General features: G+C 68.3%; 5 protein-coding genes. All 5 read left to right on the forward strand.

All coding sequences use genetic code 11. The features are described 5' to 3' along the window. Positions 1–1,421: molybdopterin-dependent oxidoreductase (locus IM632_RS11515; RefSeq protein WP_296552355.1), on the forward strand; the 1,421-nt coding region annotated here is incomplete at its 5' end. A 3-nt stretch (positions 1,422–1,424) separates the two neighbouring features. After that, positions 1,425–2,504, forward strand: coding sequence for an NADH-quinone oxidoreductase subunit NuoH (gene nuoH / locus IM632_RS11520; RefSeq protein ID WP_296498936.1), 1,080 nt, complete (start codon positions 1,425–1,427; stop codon positions 2,502–2,504). 8 nt (positions 2,505–2,512) lie between these two features. Beyond that, positions 2,513–2,707, forward strand: coding sequence for a hypothetical protein (locus tag IM632_RS11525; protein ID WP_296479788.1), 195 nt, complete (start codon positions 2,513–2,515; stop codon positions 2,705–2,707). A 6-nt stretch (positions 2,708–2,713) separates the two neighbouring features. Next, entirely contained in the window at positions 2,714–3,205 is a 492-nt protein-coding gene (nuoI, locus tag IM632_RS11530; protein ID WP_296479787.1) for an NADH-quinone oxidoreductase subunit NuoI, read from the forward strand. Positions 3,206–3,286: 81 nt separating this feature from the next. Further along, positions 3,287–3,487 (forward strand): NADH-quinone oxidoreductase subunit J (locus tag IM632_RS11535; protein ID WP_296552357.1); only part of this gene is annotated, 201 nt, incomplete at its 3' end.

Below are 3,487 nucleotides of genomic sequence, written 5' to 3' on the forward strand. Positions count from 1 at the left end.
AGCCCTACGCCTTCAACGCCCGCCCCTGGGAGCTGAAGAAGACCGAGACCGTCGATGTCATGGACGCCATGGGCGCGGCCATCCGCGTCGACAGCCGCGGCCCGGCGGTCCTTCGGGTGCTTCCGCGGATCAATGACGAGATCAACGAGGAGTGGATCTCCGACAAGACCCGCTTCGCCGTCGACGGCCTGTCTCGCCAGCGCCTCGACACCCCCTACATCCGCGACAACGGCCGCCTGCGCCCGGCCTCCTGGAAGGAAGCCCTCGACCTTGCCGCCGCTCGGCTCTCGGCCGCCGCGCCCGGACGCATCGGCGTCATCGCCGGCGACCTGCAGGACGCCGAGTCCCTGAAGGCGACCCTCGACCTCTTCCGGGCCCTGGGCTCCGCCAACACCGACTGCCGCCAGGATGGCATGGCCCTGGGGACGGGGCCGCGGGAATCCTGGCTGTTCAACGCCTCCATCGCCGGGCTTGAAGAGGCCGACGTCATCCTCCTGGTGGGAACCAACCCCCGCTTCGAGGCGCCTGTCCTCAACGCCCGCCTTCGCCGCCGCTGGCTGGCCGGGGCGCTGGAGGTCGGCCTCATCGGCGAGGCCGCCGACCTGACCTATGACTTCGATCACCTCGGTGAGACCGCCTCGGCCCTGACCGCCCTGGCCAAGGCCCGGACCGGCTTCGCCAGGGTGCTGAAGGGGGCCAAGGCTCCGGCCCTGATCATCGGCGCGGGCGCCCTGTCCGGCCCGCACGGCGCCGCTGTCGCCCACGCTGCGGCCCAGGTCGCCAAAGCCTTCGGCATGAGCTGGAACGTGCTCCATATCGCCGCCTCCCGGGTCGGCGGGCTGGACATGGGCTTCGTCCCCGGAGAGGGCGGCCTCGACGCCCGGGCCATGACGGCCAAAGGCGCCCTCGACGTCCTCTTCCTGCTGGGCGCCGACGAGATCGACCTGTCGGCCTCGGACGCCTTCCGCATCTATCTTGGCTCGCACGGCGACGCCGGCGCCCACGCGGCGGACCTGATCCTGCCCGGCGCGGCCTATACCGAGAAGGACGGCCTCTACGTCAACCTCGAGGGCCGGGTGCAGATGGGTCAGAGAGCCGTCTTCCCCAAGGGCGAGGCCCGGGAGGACTGGACCATCCTGCGCGCCCTGTCCGAGCGCCTCGTCAAGACCCTGCCTTACGACACCCTCGACCAGCTGCGCGCCCGGCTCTTCGCCGAACATCCCACCTTCGGCCAGATCGACTGGGCGCCCAAGGGCCAGGCGGACCTGTCGGCCATCGGCGCAGCCGGCGACCTCGGCGGCGCGCCGCTCGCCAGCGCCGTGAAGGCCTTCCATCTCACCAACCCGGTCGCGCGCGCCAGCGTGACCATGGCCGAATGCGCCGCCCTGGCGGCGGGCCCGGCGAAACTGGCGGCGGAGTAGGGCATGGACGCGGCGCAATCCTTCTGGGCCACGCCGGGCGGCTGGACCCTGATCACCGTCCTGCAGATCCTGGCCGTCCTGGGCTGGCTGCTGATGTCGCTCGCCTTCTTCATGTATGGCGACCGCAAGATCTGGGCCGGCGTCCAGATGCGGAAGGGCCCGAACGTGGTGGGCCCCTTCGGCCTGCTGCAGTCCTTCGCCGACCTGATCAAGTTCATCCTGAAGGAGATCGTCATCCCCGACGGGGCGGACAAGTTCGTCTTCCTTCTCGCCCCGGTCCTCACCTTCGCCCTGGCCCTGGTGGGCTGGGCGGTGATCCCGCTGGCCCCCGGCTGGGTGGTGTCGGACATCAATGTCGGCGTCCTCTACCTCTTCGCCATCTCCTCCCTGGGCGTCTACGGCATCATCATGGGCGGCTGGGCGTCGAACTCGAAGTATCCCTTCCTGGGCAGCCTGCGGTCTGCGGCGCAGATGGTCTCCTACGAGGTCTCGATCGGCTTCGTGATCATCACGGTCATCCTGCTGGCCGGTACGATGAACCTGACCCAGATCGTCGAGAAGCAGGCCGGCGGCTTCTGGAACTGGAACGTCTTCGGCGGCGGCCTGCAGAACCTGCCCATCGCCCTCGTCATGATCCCCATGTCGGTGATCTTCTTCATCTCGGCCCTGGCCGAGACCAACCGGCCGCCCTTCGACCTGCCCGAGGCCGAGTCCGAGCTCGTGGCCGGCTATCAGGTGGAGTACTCCTCCTCGCCCTTCCTGCTCTTCATGATCGGCGAACTGGCCAACATCGTCCTGATGTGCGCCATGATCTCCATCCTGTTCTTCGGCGGGTGGCAGGCCCCGGTGGACCTGGCCTTCGTGTCGCAGTGGTCTCCTACGGCCCAGAGCTTCTACGGCTTCATGTGGCTGTTCCTGAAGATCATCTTCTTCTTCTTCCTGTTCGCCATGGTGAAGGCCATCGTGCCCCGCTACCGCTATGACCAGCTGATGCGGCTGGGCTGGAAGGTCTTCCTGCCCATCTCCCTGGTCGCCGTGGCCCTCGTCGCCGGCTGGCGCGTGCTGGGGCACCCGGGCGCATGAGGCGGGCGGTGCTTCCTCTTCTGGGTCTAGCGGCCCTCTTCATGGCGGGTTGCGCTTCCACGAGCACGCCCGACGGGGACGTGGCGACCTATGATGCCCTGCGTCAGCTGCGCGAGCGGTGCACGGCGCAGGGCAAGGACCTGGCCCCGAAGCCGGGCGGCAACGAACGGCGTCTGTCCGGTTACGAGTGCAAGGGAAGGTAGGCCCGCATGCTGAAGCGCATTTCCCAGGTGGTCCGGGGCGCGGCCCTCTCCGACTTCATCGGCGCCTTTGGCATGGCCATGGTCTATATGGTCCGGCCCAAGGCCACCGTGATCTATCCCTACGAGCGCGGTCCCCAGTCCCCGCGCTTCCGCGGCGAGCACGCCCTGCGGCGTTATCCCAGCGGCGAGGAGCGCTGCATCGCCTGCAAGCTCTGCGAGGCCATCTGCCCGGCCCAGGCTATCACCATCGAGGCCGAGCCCCGCGAGGACGGCAGCCGCCGGACGACCCGCTACGACATTGACATGGTCAAGTGCATCTACTGCGGCCTGTGCCAGGAGGCCTGCCCGGTGGACGCCATCGTCGAGGGTCCGAACATCGAATTCGCGGTCGAGACCCGCGAGGAACTCTACTACGACAAGGAACGTCTGCTCGAGAACGGTGATCGTTGGGAGCGGGTCCTTGCCAAGAATCTGGAACTGGACGCGCCCTACCGGTAGACCCGGGCGGCGATTCCGAACGCACTGAAACCCCGCCGGTCCCTCCGGGGCGCGGCGGTCCTAGAAGAGGGGCTGAACCCGGTGGCCTTGCAGGCAATCGCATTCTATCTGCTGGCGGCGGTGACCATCGCGGCGGGGTTCGGCGTGGTCTCCGCCCGAAACCCCGTGCATTCGGTCCTCTTTCTCATCCTCGCCTTCTTCTCGGCGGCGGGCCTCTTCGTCCTCATGGGGGCGGAGTTCCTGGCCATGCTGCTGGTGGTCGTCTACGTCGGCGCCGTCGCG

The sequence above is a fragment of the Phenylobacterium sp. genome (assembly GCF_020402505.1).
Lineage (GTDB): Bacteria > Pseudomonadota > Alphaproteobacteria > Caulobacterales > Caulobacteraceae > Phenylobacterium.